Origin of the sequence: Exiguobacterium sp. H66, from assembly GCF_018618705.1 — a bacterium.
In the GTDB taxonomy this organism is placed as follows: Bacteria; Bacillota; Bacilli; order Exiguobacteriales; family Exiguobacteriaceae; genus Exiguobacterium_A; species Exiguobacterium_A oxidotolerans.
Genome location: NZ_JACSMQ010000003.1, coordinates 346045 through 364196, shown reverse-complemented (window position 1 = coordinate 364196; position 18152 = coordinate 346045). Strand labels below are relative to the sequence as shown.

21 protein-coding genes are annotated in these 18152 nt (G+C 46.6%); 3 read left to right on the top strand and 18 right to left on the bottom strand.

Annotated elements, in window-relative coordinates; translation table 11 throughout:
• The 7 genes from KNP88_RS07835 to KNP88_RS07805 form a co-directional block, all read right to left on the bottom strand.
• Positions 1-717 (bottom strand): response regulator transcription factor, encoded by a 717-nt coding sequence (locus tag KNP88_RS07835; RefSeq protein ID WP_029333177.1) that lies wholly within the window; start codon positions 715-717, stop codon positions 1-3.
• A 221-nt stretch (positions 718-938) separates the two neighbouring features.
• Complete coding sequence (gene ccsB / locus KNP88_RS07830; RefSeq protein ID WP_029333176.1) at positions 939-2105, bottom strand: c-type cytochrome biogenesis protein CcsB; 1167 nt, start codon at positions 2103-2105, stop codon at positions 939-941.
• Positions 2102-3640: a cytochrome c biogenesis protein ResB gene (gene resB / locus KNP88_RS07825; RefSeq protein ID WP_251132130.1), complete on the bottom strand. Its 1539-nt coding sequence runs from the start codon at positions 3638-3640 to the stop codon at positions 2102-2104. The genes ccsB and resB overlap by 4 nt, the downstream gene beginning before the upstream one ends.
• A gap of 21 nt (positions 3641-3661) precedes the next feature.
• Complete coding sequence (locus KNP88_RS07820) at positions 3662-4252, bottom strand: redoxin domain-containing protein (RefSeq protein ID WP_029333174.1); 591 nt, start codon at positions 4250-4252, stop codon at positions 3662-3664.
• A gap of 126 nt (positions 4253-4378) precedes the next feature.
• On the bottom strand, positions 4379-5140 hold the full coding sequence (locus KNP88_RS07815; protein ID WP_014969990.1) for a pseudouridine synthase: 762 nt from the start codon (positions 5138-5140) through the stop codon (positions 4379-4381).
• On the bottom strand, positions 5140-5712 hold the full coding sequence (gene scpB / locus KNP88_RS07810; RefSeq protein WP_029333173.1) for an SMC-Scp complex subunit ScpB: 573 nt from the start codon (positions 5710-5712) through the stop codon (positions 5140-5142). Before scpB ends, KNP88_RS07815 begins: the two co-directional genes overlap by 1 nt.
• Positions 5702-6457, bottom strand: coding sequence for a segregation/condensation protein A (locus KNP88_RS07805; RefSeq protein WP_088836696.1), 756 nt, complete (start codon positions 6455-6457; stop codon positions 5702-5704). The genes scpB and KNP88_RS07805 overlap by 11 nt, the downstream gene beginning before the upstream one ends.
• Before the next feature lie 94 nt (positions 6458-6551).
• On the opposite strand from KNP88_RS07805, the gene KNP88_RS07800 reads away from it, so the two are divergent.
• Positions 6552-7025 carry a DUF309 domain-containing protein gene (locus KNP88_RS07800; RefSeq protein WP_214845349.1) on the top strand — a complete coding sequence of 158 codons (474 nt, stop codon included), beginning with the start codon at positions 6552-6554 and terminating at the stop codon, positions 7023-7025.
• Positions 7026-7045: 20 nt separating this feature from the next.
• Here KNP88_RS07800 and KNP88_RS07795 read toward each other — a convergent pair whose 3' ends face one another.
• The 10 genes from KNP88_RS07795 to KNP88_RS07750 form a co-directional block, all read right to left on the bottom strand.
• Positions 7046-7393: a GNAT family N-acetyltransferase gene (locus KNP88_RS07795; protein WP_088836695.1), complete on the bottom strand. Its 348-nt coding sequence runs from the start codon at positions 7391-7393 to the stop codon at positions 7046-7048.
• Positions 7394-7544: 151 nt separating this feature from the next.
• The gene (locus tag KNP88_RS07790) at positions 7545-8075 is read right to left on the bottom strand and encodes a type 1 glutamine amidotransferase domain-containing protein (protein ID WP_214893153.1); all 531 of its coding nucleotides are present in this window, start codon (positions 8073-8075) and stop codon (positions 7545-7547) included.
• Positions 8076-8172: 97 nt separating this feature from the next.
• Positions 8173-8610: a peptidylprolyl isomerase gene (locus KNP88_RS07785; protein ID WP_088836693.1), complete on the bottom strand. Its 438-nt coding sequence runs from the start codon at positions 8608-8610 to the stop codon at positions 8173-8175.
• 106 nt (positions 8611-8716) lie between these two features.
• Positions 8717-9721, bottom strand: a complete 1005-nt coding sequence (locus KNP88_RS07780; protein WP_214771635.1) for a S66 family peptidase — start codon at positions 9719-9721, stop codon at positions 8717-8719.
• A 96-nt stretch (positions 9722-9817) separates the two neighbouring features.
• Positions 9818-11119 (bottom strand): pyrimidine-nucleoside phosphorylase, encoded by a 1302-nt coding sequence (locus KNP88_RS07775; protein ID WP_214893126.1) that lies wholly within the window; start codon positions 11117-11119, stop codon positions 9818-9820.
• Between the two features lie 26 nt (positions 11120-11145).
• Entirely contained in the window at positions 11146-11958 is an 813-nt protein-coding gene (locus KNP88_RS07770; protein WP_029333165.1) for a purine-nucleoside phosphorylase, read from the bottom strand.
• A gap of 20 nt (positions 11959-11978) precedes the next feature.
• Positions 11979-13151, bottom strand: a complete 1173-nt coding sequence (gene deoB / locus KNP88_RS07765; RefSeq protein WP_088836690.1) for a phosphopentomutase — start codon at positions 13149-13151, stop codon at positions 11979-11981.
• A 116-nt stretch (positions 13152-13267) separates the two neighbouring features.
• Positions 13268-14152, bottom strand: coding sequence for a site-specific tyrosine recombinase XerD (gene xerD / locus KNP88_RS07760; RefSeq protein WP_088836689.1), 885 nt, complete (start codon positions 14150-14152; stop codon positions 13268-13270).
• Between the two features lie 124 nt (positions 14153-14276).
• Entirely contained in the window at positions 14277-14759 is a 483-nt protein-coding gene (fur, locus tag KNP88_RS07755) for a ferric iron uptake transcriptional regulator (RefSeq protein ID WP_088836688.1), read from the bottom strand.
• 102 nt (positions 14760-14861) lie between these two features.
• A complete protein-coding gene (locus KNP88_RS07750) occupies positions 14862-15392 on the bottom strand; it encodes an NUDIX domain-containing protein (RefSeq protein WP_088836687.1) in 531 nt (176 codons plus the stop codon).
• Positions 15393-15589: 197 nt separating this feature from the next.
• Here KNP88_RS07750 and KNP88_RS07745 point away from each other — a divergent pair, with 197 nt between their 5' ends.
• Both KNP88_RS07745 and KNP88_RS07740 read left to right on the top strand, forming a co-directional pair.
• Positions 15590-16444 carry an aldo/keto reductase gene (locus KNP88_RS07745; RefSeq protein WP_088836686.1) on the top strand — a complete coding sequence of 285 codons (855 nt, stop codon included), beginning with the start codon at positions 15590-15592 and terminating at the stop codon, positions 16442-16444.
• 68 nt (positions 16445-16512) lie between these two features.
• Entirely contained in the window at positions 16513-17169 is a 657-nt protein-coding gene (locus tag KNP88_RS07740; RefSeq protein WP_029333159.1) for a type 1 glutamine amidotransferase domain-containing protein, read from the top strand.
• Positions 17170-17487: 318 nt separating this feature from the next.
• On the opposite strand, the gene KNP88_RS07735 is transcribed toward KNP88_RS07740, so the two are convergent.
• Complete coding sequence (locus KNP88_RS07735; protein ID WP_214893124.1) at positions 17488-18126, bottom strand: hypothetical protein; 639 nt, start codon at positions 18124-18126, stop codon at positions 17488-17490.
• Positions 18127-18152: the final 26 nt, after the last annotated feature.

The following is an 18152-nucleotide window of genomic DNA, read 5'->3' as shown; positions in this document are numbered from 1 at the left end:
TCAAGCAGGACTATTCTCGAATTTGTAACCGACACCCCAGACTGTCGTGATCATCTGAGCCGCGTTCGGTGACAAGCGGTTTAGTTTTTCCCGCAATCGTTTAACGTGTGTGTCGACCGTCCGCAAATCACCAAAGAATTCATAATTCCAGACCTCTTTTAATAACTGTTCCCGTGAAAAGACTTTATCCGTCTGCTTCGCGAGAAAGTAGAGCAATTCATATTCTTTTGGCGTCAAGTTGACTTCTTGCCCTTCGACCGTCACGCGGTGGGCATCATTATCAATCGTCAGATGCGGGAAGACGATAACATCTTTCGTTTTTGCATCCGTATGCAAGAACTTCGTTGCGCTGGCACGTCGCAGAATGGCCTTGACCCGAAGCACGACTTCGCGTGGACTGAACGGTTTAACGATATAATCGTCCGCTCCCATTTCAAAACCATGAACACGATTCGTTTCTTCCCCTTTTGCCGTCAACATGACAATCGGCGTCGCTTTTGTTTTGCGCAACTCTTCACAGACCTGCATACCATCGAGCTTCGGCATCATCAAATCAAGTAGAATGACATCATATTCCGTTTCAAGCGCCATTTCGAGCGCCATCTCGCCGTTGTCTGCTTCCTCAATCGTAAAGTTCTCCCGTTCGAGGTACATCTTTAATAAGCGTCGAATCCGTTCTTCATCATCGACGACTAAAATACGAGCTTCTTCTGACATCGGTTGATTCCTCCCATAAACTAGTCTCTCTTCTCTATCCTACTACTCTTTTAGTATACTATGAAACAAAAAGAAAAAACCTCCCTAACCGGTTAGACCGGAAAGGGTGATTGATTCATTTCACGTTTCCTTCAAAATCCAATAGTTGATGCCTGGACGAAGAAAGGGAGTCACCAATCGATGTCATTCATCGATCGGTGACTCCCTGTTTCATCTTTTAGTCAGGCGTAAGAATGAAGACCTGCGACAACGAGGTTGACGAACACCAGGTTGAACATGATGACCCCAAACCCACCGACACATAACCAGGCTGATTTTTTACCGATCCAGCCACGCTGAATGCGCATGTGCAGGTAGAAGACGTAAAATAACGCCGTAATCAATGCCCAAACCTCTTTCGGGTCCCAGCCCCAATAGCGGCTCCATGCCATCTGCGCCCAAATCATCGCAAAAATCAAACCGCCCAGGATGAAGACCGGTAAGCCGATCGCAATCGCACGATAGCTGATTTCATCTGCTGTTTCTAAGTCGATTTTACGGGCGATCGGTTTTAAGCTTTCCGCAAGACGCTTCCGTAAGATGACAAATCGAAGGAGTACGTACAAGACGAGACCACCGATCAGTGACCAAAGAACTGTATTGACTTTGTTCGCGTTCAAGAAGTTCGGCAGTTCGACGACTGCGCCCGATCCCGAAATGACTTTTCCGCCTTCCGGACCAGTCAACACGGGCATCGTATAGTCGTGTTGCATCGTCGCGCCGTTTTTCGCAACATATTCAATCGTCGCATTCGTCGAAAGTGCGTTAAATAACAATCCGACAAGAATATAACCGACCACGCATGTTAACGAAAACATGACGACTTCAAGCCACGTCCGTGTTTTTGATTCTTTTCTGAAATCTGTTGCGTGAATCAAGTAAAGTAATCCTGTCGCGAAGCTGACCGCGAGGATTCCTTCACCAAGTGCAGCTGTCGTGACGTGAATTTTTAACCAGACACTTTGAAGTGCCGGAATGAGTGGTTGGACCTCATCCGGGAACATCGATGCATAGGCGATGACGAGCAAAGCGACCGGCATCGCGACTAATCCTAAAACGTTGTTCCGGTAAATCCCGTAGACAATCAGGAAACCAAGAACCATCATCATCCCGAAGAATGTCGTATATTCATATAAGTTCGACACAGGAACGTGCCCCGCCCCTGCCCAGCGTGTAAAGAAATAACCAAGTTGTGTCGCAAATCCAATAATCGCGAGCGTAAAGGCAATCTTACCTGACCGGCTCGGTCCCTTTTTCCCACTCGTCGCAACCGCAAAAAATCCGGTACTGATGAGATACAAGATAAACGATGTCAGCAGTAAATTCCCACTCAAATTAAGCAAATTCATTCTGATTCCCCCTCTTCCCGCAACTTCTGCCGGTCTTCTAGTTGAGGAAGACCTACTTCTGTCAAGGCGAGATTGGCTTCTTTTTGAAGCCCTAACGCGTTCTTGTTCGTAAAGCCGGCAATCTTAATCCGACCGTTTGTTTCTCTAATCCAAAGGCGACGATGCGGCCAGTACATGCCGATGAGCAGACCCGCCATAAAGATTACTCCACCGATGAACAGGAACGGCAGCGTCAAATCTTTTTTAATCCGCACTCCCGAGATATTCGACAGTTCAGTCCCGGCAAAGCCCATCTTGTATTGATTTTCGTCCCCGCCGACATTGAGCTTAATCCCGATCAGACTCCGTTCGCCTTCCGGGTGCTCCGGTGACTTGATGTTAAAGACGAATGCCGGATTGACCGGCCGTGAAGAATTTGTCGTCGGTTTTCCGTCTTTGACGACGAAGTCCGGTAAAAAGTCTTTTAACTCGACTTCGTAGCCATCCTTCAATTCATACGTCGAGTCCGGGTTGCGTAAATCGACTTCAATCGTATCGACAACTTTTCCGGTTTTTTGATTTTCGATATTAAACGACATCGTCTTGAATTCAGGATCTGCCGCATATTGTTCCTGGAAGACTTGATAGTTTTCGAATTCAAACGGTTGGTTAACGGCCGTTTCACCAGATTTTACTTTTTCAAGTTCCGGTTTAAAATCATCCGTCATGCCCGTCTTTTTATACAACGTCATTTTCGTATCGTAGTTTTTCGGAACACTACCACCCGCTCGTTTCAGCGCTTCACTGAATTTCGCGTCGACCTTTTCCGGGTCATAAAATTCAATGTTGAAGGCATTGTTTTCAAGATAGTACTCGTTGTCCGTCGCTTCGATCGGCAACGTTTCACCTTCACGAAGCCATAGCAACTCATCTTCATGCATCCCTGGTACAATCCGTAACATCGCTCCACCAAAGAATAAAACGAGTCCGATGTGATTGATGTATGGACCCCAACGTCCAAACCGTTGTTTTTCTGCTAATAAAGCGCCGTCTTGTCGACGGATTTTATAGCCTTTCTTTTTTAACAACGGCTCAATCGCGTCAATTTGTTTTACCGTTCCAGCCGTCTCAGCGCCAAATCGCTGACCGCCCATAAAACGGTCAGACTGGATGACCGGTTGTTTCTTCAACGCTCGATAGAGCGGGAAGAAGCGGTCGATCGATACGATGATGATGGATAAAAGTAATAAGGTGATCAGTCCGATGTACCACCACGATTCAAAGAGATTATGAAATCCTAATGCATAGTAGATATCGCCTGCCGTACCGTATTCCTTCCCATAAAATTCTTCTGGCGGTGTCGCTTGCGGGATATACATTTCCTGCGGGAAAATCGTCCCGACACCACTTGCGAGGATGATTAAGCCAATCAACCATAGTCCGACTTTAACGGAAGAGAAGAATGTCCATGTTCGGTCAATCCACGACTGTTTTTTTCGTTTTGAACGAAGCTCTGCTTCTTCATAACGCATGTCCAGTTGCTTATATTCCTGCATCATCAATTCCCCCTCGATGCGTTACTCGTTTGCTTTTTTAATCATTTCTTCCAACTTCGCCTGATCAATTTCACCCTCATACTTTTCGACGACTTCGCCTTCTTTATTGATGATGAATGTGACCGGTAAGTTATAAATGCCGTACGCTTTCTCGACGGAACTGTTCGTATCCATTAAAATCGGATAGTCCGTTCCACCAATTTCCTTGATGAAGCTCGAGACGCGAACCGGTGTTTCGCCGACATTGACGGCTACAAAATTGACATTTTCATCTTGCATCATGCTGTAGTTGTCGTTAATCAACGGCATCTCTTTTTTACACGGTTCACAAAACGTGCCCCAAAAATTAAGCAAGAGTCCTTTTCCAGCATACTCATCCATCGAGTGTTGTTTCTCACCATACAAGTCGACGAGCGTAAAGCCAGGTGCATCGTCTCCCGCCATGACACGACCATTTTTATCGCGTGTCGCTTGATCGACGAACTGCATGATGACGACCGCACCAGCAAACAAGACGATCGTCATAATCATCAGTCGCCAGAATGAGCGTTTCTTCTTTTTTTGTTTAGCGGCTTCGAGCCGCTCTTCCGGGTTTTGCTTCGTTTTTTTCATGTTATACCGCCTCCACCCATATTGTACTTGAAATCGCTTAAATGTTGAGACAATGTGAAATACGTTAATTGTTTTGTCACAAAAAAAGAAAACTCAACCTATAGGATGAGCTTTCCGCTTTACAAATTAACGTTTTTTTGTGTTCTTACGTCTTTTCGTAGGTGGCGCGACGGGATCCGCTAGCTCACGCAATTGATTGACTTCTTTTTTTGAAAGTTCACGCCAGTCTCCTGAAGTGAGTCCAGCTAACGTCAAGAATCCGAACTGCTCCCGCTTCAACTTGATGACTTCGGCGCCGAGTGTTTCGACCATCTGACGGACTTGACGGTTATGTCCTTCGTAGATGACCATCTCGAGGATTGCCGTATTCTTTTTCTTGTCGACATCACGCATTTCGACGCGTGCTTTGCCTGTCTTGAATCCGTCCGGTAAGACGACACCCTTTTCCAGACCTTTGACGTGGTAATAATCCGGCACGCCTTTGATTTTAACGATGTAACGCTTCGGTACTTTGTATTTTGGGTGCAGTAAGAGATTTGAAAATTCACCGTCATTCGTCAATAAAAGTAAGCCGCTCGTATTGTAGTCAAGACGACCGACCGGGAAAACACGATGGCCCGGCGGCACAAGATCAACAACCGTTTTACGCCCCTTATCATCTTCAACCGTCGAGACGACACCTGTCGGCTTATACAGCATATAGTAGACATGCTCTTCCCGTTCGAGCTTGACGCCGTCGACTTCGACTTCAGCACGTCCGCCGACTTTCGTCCCAAGCTCTGTGATGACTTTTCCGTTGACCTTGACGCGACCTTCTGTAATTAATTCTTCTGCTTTGCGTCGTGATGCGACACCAGCTTGTGCGATAATTTTTTGTAGACGTTCCATTAATTTATTCTCTCCTCTAGTGACGGTTCATTCCTGAAAAATAGATCGCCATCCGCTTCGAACGTTTCTTCGAATTCGAGCGGAGGTAACTCCTCGATACTATTGAGACCAAAATGGTCCAAGAAATGATCGGTCGTTTTATACAATTTAGCTCGCCCGACGCCTTTCGCGCGTCCAGCTTCTTCAATTAACCCTTTTGCACTGAGCGTATGAATGACACGCTCGGTCTTGACGCCGCGAATGACTTCGATGTCTGCACGCGTGACAGGCTGCTTGTAGGCGATGATGACGAGCGTCTCCATCGCAGCACGCGACAAACTGTCTTCCGCGAGTGATCCCGCGTAGGCTTGAACGTACGGTGACATCTCTTTTCGTGTCACCATCTTAAAGACGCCACCGGACTCAACAATTTGAAGGACACGTCCTTCCGACTCAAACAATTGCTGGACCGCATGCAGTTGTTCGCGCGCTGCTGCTTCACTGATTTCAAGCACTTGGCTCAGGCCACGTGGATCGATGCCATCATCTCCGACGACAAACAATAGACTTTCAATGATTCGATCATACGCCAATCGGATTCTCCTCCTTCGCCAAGGTCCGTAATAAAATATCGTCGTTCATCTGCTCGCAAGCAATGACTCGTTGTTTAACGAGTTCAAGGACAGCAAGAAAACTGACGACGAGTTCTTCGACTGTCGGTTGTTCCGTAAAGAAGCCAAAAAAGGTCGTCCGTTCTCGCGACAGTACATATTCTGATACGTGAACCATCTGTTGCTCCAGTGTCCGTTCCTCACGTTTGACCGTCTTCGACCGTCTCACTTTCCAGGCAACACGTTGTCGCATTTTTTCATAGGCACGCAACAAATCACTAAATGATAACGTTCCGTTATAGTCATTTGTTTCTGTATCCAGATAACGCAACAGGTCTTCCGGTTGTTTTGAAAAAAGCTCGAGTCGTGCTTCTTCCTTTTCCTTCAACACAACCGCTGCTTCCTTATACGCTTTGTACTCAATCAATTGTTGAATCAAACCTTCTCGCGTCGGCTCCTCATCAAAATCAGGAACCTCCTCGAACTCCGATTGTTCAATCGGTAACAGCTGTTTACTTTTCAGTTGCAAGAGCGTCGCAGCCATGACAAGATATTCACTAGCAACATCGAGTTCAAGATGCTGCATAGCTCGAATATAGGACACATATTGATCCGTCACGATTGAGACGGAAATATCGTAAATGTCGATTTCTAGTTTCCCAATCAAGTGTAACAGTAAATCCAAAGGGCCTTCAAACGCATCCATCTTCACACTATATGATTCCATGATTCTCCCTGCCCATCAACGTTTTTTGCGCCTTAGTATACCATACATCGTTACTGTTCGACTATGCTATATTAAAAGGAAAGGAGGTGCTCTCATGCACCCGATCGAACAATTTACTTTCGAATTCAATATACAAGAAGATTACTTCGAATGCCATGAAGTATTAGAAGAACTGTGGCAAGCCGGCAATCGGACGGACGAATCACTCGTCGCTTTGATTCAATTAGCCGTCGCCCGGTATCATCACCGGCGCGGTAATGTGACCGGCGCGATGCGGACCTATCCGAAAGCCTTTCAAAAAATCGAACGGCATGCAGCGTCGATTACCCAACTCGGCATCGATGCCACGCAACTGCTTACGTTAAAGTCTGCTTTTATGGAGCCCGAATACCGGAGAATCCGCTTACCAGTAGACGAAAGACTCGAACAACGAATGAAGACCCAATCACTCGAACCGCTTGATCGAACCTTTTTAATCGACAAACACCGGTTACGAAACCGGCAAGACGTCATCGACGCAAGGCAAGCCGCACTTAAAAATCGCGGGAAATGGAAAAACCGGCCCTGAAATAAACGGACCGGTTTTTTTCATTGATTTTTCCACTTTTCAACAAGACGACTTGTTTCTTCAGTCGAGCCGATGATATCGAGACGCATCATCTTCGCCGCAGCGTCGAGTAATGTGTACGACATCCGCTCCCCGCGGAACGATGGAGACAATGCGATGTGGCTCAATTCAGCGTGGCCATCCACTAATTGAAAACCGATCACTCCTACGAAATCTTCATCCTGTTTGTAAAGATACAATTGACGATCTTCTTCTTGTTCATAGGCTTGAACCGTTTCAAGCAAATACTTCGGATCCTTCACTTCACACGAAAAGGCGATTAACCCCATCGCGGTCCGTTCATTCAGCTTCTTATATTTTACTAGCATCTGATTCTACACCTTCCTAATTTCAACAACTCTCAGGACCATGAACGACTGAGACTCATTTATTCTACACCTTATCGGCTAGAATTACTTCATTTTTTTGTCGAGAAGGACAAAAAGAAGGAGTGAATCACTTCACCCCACCTTTTCCGAATTATGACTTCGACTTTTCTAACACGGCGATGAATTCACGCATATAGTCAGGTAGATCGGGCGGTCTCCGACTTGAGACGATGTGTCCGTCGACGACGACCGGCTCATCGTGCCACACTGCGCCCGCATTCGTCATGTCGTCCTTGATTCCCGGGGTACTCGTGACGTTGACGCCTTTGAGAATACCTGCTGAAATCAAGACCCATCCAGCGTGACAAATTTGACCGATCGGCTGTTTTGTCTCATCAAAATGGCGCACCATCTCTAAGACGGCATCAAAGCGGCGCAGTAAGTCCGGTGACCAGCCGCCTGGGACGAGAATCGCGTCGTAGTCTGCTGGATTAATGTCAGCAAACGCGATGTCGGAGACGATTGGAACACCGTATTTTCCGACGTACTTTTCATTTGCTTTCTCACCGACGATGTCGACCGTTGCCCCTTCTTCACGTAACCGGTGGACCGGGTACCATAACTCTAAATCCTCAAAATCATTACTGACGAGTTGAATCACTTTTTTACCTTGTAAACGCATCATGAAACGCCTCCTGAAATTCTATTTGTGCCTTACTACCTGTTCCCTTAGTCTAAAAAACAAAAACTCCCCTTCTAGTTGAAGAGGAGTCAGACACTTATGCTTCTACGCGAATTTCTTTAATGCCTGCACCTTGCTTCATTTTTTGAGCATGCTCAAGTCCTGAAGTGACTTGTCCGAAGACTGTATGCACACCATCAAGGTGCGGTTGCGGCTCGTGGACGACGAAGAACTGACTCGAACCTGTGTCGCGACCAGCGTGCGCCATCGAGAGTGAACCTGCTTTATGTTTGTGCGGGTACGAAGTTGACGTTTCACATGGGATTGTTTTCCCAGAACCGCCTGTACCGTTCCCGATTGGGCAGCCGCCTTGTGAGACGAAGCCCGGGATGACACGGTGGAAGTTCAATCCATCGTAGAAGTTCGAGTTCGCAAGGCTCTCGAAGTTTTCTGTCGTAATCGGTGCATCGTCGTTAAAGAGTTCAAAATCAATTTTATTTCCGTCTTCTAATAAGATATATCCAGTTTTTTGCATTGTATACCAACCTTTCGCGCTTTTCAGCTAATGGTGTTCGTCACAAGCAACTTGTGACTCCATGGAACAGTGTACCAAATTTTTTCGGAAAACGCAGGTTTTTTACTCAGTTGACGGCAGAATCTACTATTTCAATTTCAATTTCATCACCGACACGAACGGAAGCTGTTACACCGAGTGGCAATGTCAGAACCGGATCCGTATGACCGAAGTCAGCGTCGAGGACAATCGGGAAGTCGTAGCCGCGTGTTGCCCGTAAAATGATGTCTTTCAATGTAAAGTCCGGATCAAAATCGACCTGACTCTCGAACCGGCCGATAACGAGTGCTGAAATTTCGTCATACACACCAAGATGCCGCAACTGTGTAAAATAACGGTCGATCGTTTCCGGTGTTTCGCTTCCGTCATCTTCGAGCATCAAGACAACATCTTCGAAAGACGGCATATACGATGTACCTGCAAGTAACAAGAGTGTGCCACAGTTTCCGGCAAGAATCGGTCCTGTCCCCTCGCCTGTACGACCAATCAACATCCCCGCATTCGGTTGTCGTTTTTTCGGACGGTCGTCATGTACGTCCCAGCGGAGTACTTCATCCGTCCACTCGGATGAGGCGACGATTTTCCCAATCGGTTCCGTCTGCATCAACGTTCGCTTGAACGACTGTTCAGTATAGTCGTCAAGACCGTCCAGTAGACCGAACTGCGGCAAAATCGCCGGCCCTAAAAACGTCGTCAAACCTGTTTTTGCATAAATCGCAGCATGCAGTGCCGTGATGTCACTATAGCCGAGTAAAATTTTCGGGTTGTCCCGAATCAAGTCATAATCGAGCTCATCTAACAGCTGATGCGAGTTGAAGCCGCCAATCGTCGCGATGATCGCTTTGACTTCCGGATCGCGAAACGCCATATGTAAGTCTTGCACCCGTTCGCCAATTGTTCCTGCCGTATGACTATGGACTGCCGTCGCATTCGGCATCACAAGGACCTGAAAGCCCATCCGTTCCAATGTTTCAATGCCGCGTTGCAATCGGCGCGGCACGTAGGCTGCAATCGCTGATGCGGGTGACACGATCGCGATTGTATCGCCTTCTTTTAATCGAGCTGGTTTCATCTTTTTTCCTCCTTCTTTTTTGGAAAAACCTGACTTTCATCATAACAAAAAAAGTAGCAAATTGGGAAGAAGACCCAACTTGCTACTTTACATGATTTAATCGATGACAGCGTGAACGAGCGGACGTGCTTCCGGTTGCGTTTCACTGATATGATACGCATGATCCATTTTCTCAATTGCTTGATCAAGCGTTTCTTTATTCGAACGAAGTGTCGCGATGACATCGCCGACTTCAACACGATCGCCGACTTTTTTCAATAACGTGACGCTTGCTGCATGATCGATGACGTCTGTTTTCGTCGCTCGGCCCGCTCCAAGAATCATCGCTGCGACACCGACTTCATCGGCGATGATTTCAGAGACATAACCTGCTTTTGATGCCACGAAGTCTTTTTGGTATTTCGTTTCAAGTGCTTTTGACATATCGTCAACGAGTGACGCGTCGCCACCTTGCGCTGCGATGAATTTTTTAAAGACGTCGAGTGCTGCACCGTTCGCGAGACGTGTCTCGAGATCGGCATACGCTTCGTCGAACGTCGGGTAGAACTCACCAAGGACTGCCATATGTGAGGCAATCGTCAAGGCGATGACTTTCAAGTCACGCACATCTTTACCTTGTAAGACTTCGATTGCTTCTTTGACTTCGTTTGCGTTCCCGATTTCGTTTCCGAGTGGCTGATCCATGTCCGTGATGACGGCAATCGTCTTCCGGTTGACACTTTTCCCGATTGAAACCATCTCTGTCGCAAGTGCTTTCGCGTCCTCAAACGACTTCATGAAAGCACCTGAACCCGTTTTAACATCAAGAACGATGCTATCAGCGCCGGCCGCAATTTTTTTCGACATGATTGAACTTGCAATCAACGGAATCGAATTGACTGTTGCTGTCACGTCACGTAATGCGTAAAGTTTTTTGTCAGCAGGTGTTAAGTTCCCTGTCTGACCGATGATTGCCATCTTGATGTCGTTGACTTGGCTGACGAAGGCTTCTTCCGATAATTCAACATCGAAACCAGGGAAGGCTTCCAATTTATCGATTGTTCCACCTGTATGACCAAGACCACGTCCGCTCATCTTCGCAACCGGAATCCCGATTGACGCGACGAGTGGTGCGACGATTAGACTGATTTTGTCACCGACTCCGCCTGTTGAGTGTTTATCGACTTTTTTACCGTGGATTCGTGATAAGTCGATGACGTCACCTGATTCGACCATCGCCATCGTCAAATCTGCGATTTCACGATCTGACATCCCTTGATAAAAAATGGCCATCGACATGGCTGACATTTGATAATCCGGAACGTCTCCGTTCGTGAATCCTTCGACCATTGCTTTAATATCGGCTGTTGGTAACTCGCCACCGTCTCGTTTCGTTGCAATCAAATCTACCATACGCATAATCTATTTCCTCCTCTAAGGTGTTGTTACATTTTTTTGATCGAACCACGGACGAGCGACAGGAAGTGTGCCCGGACCCGTTCCGTCGTTTCGATGACTTCATCGTGATGGAGCGGCTGATCTAAGATACCTGCTGCCATGTTTGATACACATGAGATTCCGAGTACGCGCATGTCTGAGTGACGTGCGACGATGACTTCAGGAACCGTCGACATGCCGACGACATCTCCACCAAGCATCCGTGCCATTTTGACTTCAGCTGGCGTTTCATATGTCGGACCGGTGTTGCCGAAGTAAACGCCTTGACGAACATTGATTCCGAGCTCATCTGCCGTCGCTTGGGCAAGTTCCAGTAATTCTTTATCATACGGCTTCGACATGTCCGGGAAACGTGGTCCCATCTCATCGACGTTTTTTCCGATCAACGGATTCGTTCCGAAGAAATTGATGTGATCTGTGATCAACATGAGATCTCCCGGTTCAAATGCTTCGTTACAAGCACCCGCTGCATTCGTCACGATTAATGTTTCGACGCCGATTGCTTTCATGACACGAACTGGGAATGTGACCATTTCCATTGAATAGCCTTCATAGAAGTGGAATCGTCCTTGCATCGCGACGACTTGTTTGCCTTCGAGCGTCCCGAAGACGAGTTGTCCCGCATGTCCTTCCACTGTCGAAACAGGGAAGTTCGGAATGTCGCCATACGGAATCGCGATTGGATTTTCAATTTCATCAGCCAGTACGCCGAGACCTGATCCGAGAATCAAACCGATTTCCGGCTTTGCCTGCATTTTACTTTCTAAATATGAACGTGTTTCATTCCAGTTGACTGTCATCCAAAATCGCTCCTTTAAAATTAAAGTTCTGTTAAAAAGCTTTTTCCGTGTGCCGGCATTTTAACACCGAAGTTTGCAGCAACCGTCGCTCCAAGATCAGCAAATGTTGCACGCGTTCCTAAATCGTTTGCGACACCGCTCTTTTGGTACGCAAGAAGCGGGACGTACTCACGCGTGTGATCTGTTCCAGCGTGAATCGGATCGTTTCCGTGGTCAGCTGTAATGATTAAGAGATCATCTTCTTGCATCCGCTCGAATACTTCCGGGAGACGTGCATCAAATTCTTCAAGTGCATCCCCGTAACCTTGCGGGTCACGACGATGTCCGAACAAGGCATCGAAGTCAACAAGGTTCAAGAAGCAAAGCCCTGTGAAGTCACGTTCGAGTTGACCAACGAGTTGGTCCATTCCGTCCATGTTCGATTTCGTACGAATTGCATCCGTCACACCTTCACCGTCAAAGATGTCAGCGATTTTTCCGAGCGAAATGACATCGAATCCAGCTGTCTCAAGCTCATTCATGACAGTCCGGTCAAACGGTTTTAAGGCATAGTCGTGACGGTTCGATGTCCGAACCCATGCGCCTTGCTCCCCAAGGAATGGACGTGCGATGATGCGACCGAGCATGTATGGATCGTCGCGCGTGATATCACGTGCATATTCACAAATTCGGTAAAGTTCTTCGAGTGGGACGACTTCTTCGTGGGCTGCAATCTGTAAGACAGAGTCAGCAGATGTATAGACGATCAATGCGCCCGTTTCGACGTGTTCTTGACCGAGCTCATCTAAGATTTCCGTACCAGAAGCTGGTTTGTTACCGATGATTTTCCGACCAGAGAATGCTTCAAGACGGTCAATCAAGTCAGCCGGGAATTTTTCAAAGACACGGAATGGTGTATCGATGCGAAGACCCATGATCTCCCAGTGTCCCGTCATCGTATCTTTCCCCGCCGATACTTCTTCCATTTTACCGTATGATGCGATTGGTGCGGCATCAGCCGAAACACCTTGAACGGCTTCAATATGCGCGAGACCAAGCTTTTCCAGGTTCGGGATATTCAAGCCATTCATATGCTCTCCGATGTGACCAAGCGTATGTGCTCCTAAATCTCCAAATTGTTCCGCATCGGGTGCTTCACCGATACCAACAGAATCCATGACGACTAAAAATACACGTTTGAATTGTTGTGCCATTTGTATTTCCTCCTAATACGTACTGTAATGAACGACTGCCCTAATGATTTTCCCACAAACCGACTAGACAAAACGCTTCATTTGTCTGAAGTCAGACCTTTGTTTTATAAGGAACATCATGCACGTGGATGATGATTCTTATAGACTTCATGTAACCGACCTTTGTTGACATGCGTGTACATTTGCGTCGTCGACAAGTCGGCATGACCGAGCATCTCTTGGACAACCCGTAAATCTGCACCATTTTCAAGTAGATGAGTAGCGAATGAATGACGGAGCACATGTGGCGTAATCTCTTTTTCAATACCCGCTTCTCTTGCACGTCGTTTAATCATCTTCCAAAAACCTTGTCGCGATAACCGGCTTCCCCGACTATTCAAGAAGACATAATCCGTTTGCTGGCCCCCTAAACTGTTTCGTGCTAGTTCGAGATAGGTCGTGACGCTCTCAATCGCTGTCGTGCTGATTGGAATGATTCGCGTTTTGTTCCCTTTCCCAAGACACGATAAGTAACCGAGTTCGAGCTGTAGATCGTTTAACGTCAACTGTAGCAGTTCACTGACCCGCATACCGGTACCGTATAACAGTTCAAGCATCGCCGCATCCCGTCTGACGAGCGGATCGTTTCCGACCACGGAATCAAGCAACTTAACGACGTCCGTTTGACTCCAGACGACCGGGAGCTTTTTTTCTGGTTTCGGTAAATCCAAATGACGTGACGGATCACTCTCCACTTGACGCTCTTCGACCAAATATTGATGGAACGAACGGATCGAACTCGTCGCCCGTCTAACAGTCGACCGTGACTTTTGAGCGTTCAACAAGCTCTCGATATGGAGCACGATATGATGTCGTGTCACGAATTCAAGCGAAGTCACCCCTGCTTGTTCGAGCGAATGAAGATACTGGTTTAAATCATTTCGATAGGCTGCTGCCGTATTTCCTGACATTTGCCGTTCAATGACGAGATAGTTGATAAATGCTTCCAGTTGTTGTCTCACTGAATTCATCCTCTTGGCTTAAGAAATCGCTTACTTTCCCATCATATCAAAGGTGTAAACCGTTGTGAAGAGGTCTGACCTATATTTTCAAAAAGAAAAAACCGCCCTGTGTGTGGAAGGACGGTTAGACAGTTTGTGTTTGCGTTTGTTCAAGCGCTTCACGTGCATGACGCTCCTGACAAACACGGCAAACTCCGTGGAAGGTCAAGCGATGATCTTTAATTTTAAAGTGAAACCGCGAGACGATTTCTTTTTCGACATCTTCTAACATATCATCTAAAATTTCTTCGACGGAACCACATTCGATACATACAAGGTGGTGATGCGAGTGACTCGCCCCTTCTTGTCGTAAATCGAATCGAGATACGCCATCTCCGAAGTTGACCTTATCGACGACTTCAAGCTCCGTCAATAATTCGAGCGTCCGGTACACGGTCGCGAGTCCAATATCAGAGTTTTTTTCTTTCACTAATAAAAAGACATTTTCAGCACTGAGGTGATCCGACTCATGTTCTAGCAGGATACGCACAGTCGCTTCACGTTGGGGAGTCAGCTTATATCCTTTACCGCTCAGCTGTTTTTTAATGCGTTCAACACGACTTTCCATCATAGCGCCCCCTTAGGTCGAAACTGATGCTTTTATCATAGCTGATTCTCAATCAATTTTCAAATTAAAATGATTATCAACTGAAAATCAACCAAATTAGAATCATTTTAATGTACGGATATGCCAATGTTGAATCGCCATGATTGTTTTTGCATCGACAATCGTTCCATTTGCAATCAGTTCTAAGGCCCGGTCAAGTGACAATGTCTGGTTTTCAAGGAATTCATCTGCATCCAGCTGACGTTCACCAGCCGTCAAACCGATTGCTTCATATATATGTACGCGTTCGCTACAAAATCCCGGTGCCCCGTAAAAATCGAAGACATGTTTCAATTCTTCTGCCGCGTAACCTGTTTCTTCTTTCAATTCTCTTCCGGCACAATCAATTGGATTCTCACCCGCCTCAAGTTTTCCCGCAGGAATTTCAATTGATAGCTGTTCGAATGCTTTGCGGTACTGCTCGACGACAATCAAATCACCTTTTTCATCAAAGGCGATGATGGCGACGGCTCCGTTATGATAAACGAGCTCGCGCACTGATGTATTACCGTTTGGTAAGCTGACGACATGCTTTTCGACATTAAAGACTTTTCCTTCATAAATGACTTCTCGTTCGATTGTTTTTTCTTCCATTCCGAACACCTCTTCCTTCTATAACTATCCGCGCCGTAATTTATTCTTTTTATTCAGTATGCCTGTTATCTAATTCCTGATGCAAGTTTGTTTTTTTAAACTCAAAATATGAAACAGTTCCTCAACAGGGGGACGGAGAAATAAATATGATAAACTGTTCTGTAGTAGCACATATCGAAAGAAATGAGGGATTAGTCATGGGACTCGGATTAGGCACAATGACAATATTAAAACGCGGACAAGAAGAAGCAACAGAAATCCTCCGTACAGCGCTCGACGAAGGGGTCATTCATTTTGACACAGCGGACGTCTACGCGAACGGAGCCGTCGAATCGTTGATTGGACAGACATTTTCGCAAGAAGACCGCAGCCGGATTTTCCTCGCCTCTAAAGGCGGGAACCGAATGAATGCAACGGGAACGGGTTGGACGTGGGATCCGAGTTACGAGTACTTAAAACAAGCATGTCTTGAAAGTCTGAACCGACTCGAAACACCTTATCTCGATCTCTATTATGTCCACGGCGGAACGATGGAAGACGACCTCGATGCATCGATTCAAGCCGTGAAGGATTTAAAAGCAGACGGTAAGATTAAGGCCTATGGTCTTTCTTCTTTACGGCCGAACGTCATTAAGTATTGGCTCGAGCATAGTGATCTCGATTATTTGATGACACCTTACTCGTTACTCGATCGGCGCATCGAAGCACTCTTGCCTTTACTCAATGAAAAAAATGTCAAGGTCGTCGCTCGTGGTCCGCTCGCAAAAGGATTATTGACGACCGAGAGTACGTCGCGCCTCCAATCCGTTGACCAGTTCGAGCAATTTAATAAAGAACAACTCGAAGAAACATTGAATTTCTTACAAGACTACCCACTACCCGCGCTCGCTCTCCAAGCAATCGATCAACAAGCCGCAATCGTACTGCCTGGTGCGTCGAGCGTGTCGCAATTACAGGCCAATCTCAAGGCGATGCGGGAACCCGTCACGCTTGAACAAATCAATCACGTCCTAAAAACATTGCCGGTCCATCCTTATACAGCACATCAATAAGGTTTGAGTTTTAGCAAGCCGGGGAATCCTCTTATTTGTAACGTTAACCCTAGAGGAGGAATTTTATTATGGCACGTATTCTAATCGTTTCAACAAGCGCGGATGACATGAACGGACACGCAACAGGACTTTGGTTCGAAGAGTTTGCTGCACCGTTTAACTTATTTAATGAAGCAGGACATGACGTCACTGTTGTTTCTGTTAAAGGTGGCGACGTCCCAATCGATAAAGCATCACTCGTCAAAGAAATTCTGCCGAAGTTCCAAGACGCACGTAAAGCACTAAAAGATACTGCTTCACTCTCAACAGTCGATCCTTCATCGTTCGACGCTGTTTATTTCCCGGGTGGACACGGTGCGGTCGTTGACTTCCCGAACAATCCACAGGTTGCCGGCGCAATCGAAGCAATGGTCAAGAAAGACGGAATCGTCGCATCTGTTTGTCACGGACCTGCCGCTTTCGCTCACGTCATGATTGATGGCAAACCATTCGTCGAAGGTCGTCAAATCAACGGCTTTACAGATGAAGAAGAAAAATCAACAGGTCTTGAAGAGAAAGTTCCATTCTTACTCGAAACAACGTTGCGTAATGAAGGTGCAACGTTCTTGACTTCAGACGCAGGTAAAGAATTCGCAGTCATCGATGGCAACGTCATCACAGGTCAAAACCCAGCTTCAAGTGAAGCTGTCGCTAAATTGATCGTCGCTAAACTCGCGACTGTCTAAAATTTTAGTTGATGCTAAGCACTTCCACTGAACATCAGTGGAAGTGCTTTTTTCGCGTGTAGACAAACTTAGATGGAAGATCACTTGAATGTGATTAGATTAGAAAGCGAGATTTTTTTAGCTTTCTTTAAGATCAGTGAAGATACTCTGTCGTTTTGGAAACAATTCAAGACGGTCCACCTGAAAGGCGTCCCTTTTCGTCGACTCCTACGGGAAAAAATGCGTCTTTGCGTGCTCTTTTATCCCCCACGTGACGTTGTCTACATGCAAAATAGCACCTCCACTGAACAAAGGTGGAGGTGCTGTTTTCACTTCGGGTCATTTCCCTTCGTTAAGCGCCCGCTGAAGCATCAGTATTTCACGTTCGGCTGCCGCAACCGTGCGGTCTTCAATAACGAGCTGCTGCTGTCGTGCTTCAAGCTGCTCGTCAAGGTTCGTACGCTCTTCATCGGTAAACGACTGTTCAACCACACGTTCCCGTCGATACCAACGCTTCGGAATGATTTTTGGTGCTGGTCCTGTCTCAATCGTCCGTTTGATTTCATCGAATGCCGCCTGCGCTTCTGCCTGACGGTCTTGAAGCGGACGAATCTGTTGAGTGAGCACCTGTAATCGTTCGTCGACGAAGGGGCGTGTTTTTGACGCCAACATTTCTTTTACATCCATTCGTAACACGTGTTCTGCTTGCTGACGTTGCATATCTTCTTCGTGATCTGTTGGTTCGAGAAGTTCCACACGGTCGCTGTTTTCAGACTCTGTCAGAATGTCTTCGATTTCACTGATCGACAACCACGAGACATGTCGCATGACGAATTGATCGATTAGCCCCGCATCAACATAGTAGTCTCCGACTTCTCCACCTAATTTCAATTCAGCGGCGGCATATGTTGCATGTCGTTTGATGATGTCATCCGTCTCTTCGTCCAGCCAGTCTTGATAATCTTTAAATACACTCACGTTCTCTCTACTCCCTATCCCATCAC